General features: G+C 63.7%; 1 protein-coding gene. It reads right to left on the reverse strand.

Going from position 1 to position 325, the window contains the following annotated elements:
- The coding region (locus B0684_RS14100) for an EF-Tu/IF-2/RF-3 family GTPase (protein WP_269844073.1) at positions 1–325 on the reverse strand (325 nt) is incomplete at both ends.

Genomic DNA, 325 nt, shown 5'->3' on the forward strand with positions numbered 1-325 from the left:
CATCTCGACACCGGTGACGGTAGTCTTCTGCGTGTCGCGAATACCGACGATCTCGATCTCTTCGCCCACCTTCACCACGCCGCGCTCGATACGACCGGTCACCACGGTGCCGCGACCGGAGATCGAGAAGACATCTTCCACCGGCATCAGGTACGCGCCGTCCACGGCACGCTCCGGCTCCGGAATCCAGGTGTCCATCGCCTCGACCAGCTTGTAGATCGCCGGGGCGCCTACTTCGCTCTCGTCACCTTCCAGCGCCTTCAACGCGGAACCGGTGATGACCGGGGTGTCGTCACCCGGGAAATCGTACGAGGACAGCAGGTCG

Source organism: Thioalkalivibrio versutus (genome assembly GCF_001999325.1).
Taxonomy (GTDB): domain Bacteria; phylum Pseudomonadota; class Gammaproteobacteria; order Ectothiorhodospirales; family Ectothiorhodospiraceae; genus Thioalkalivibrio; species Thioalkalivibrio versutus.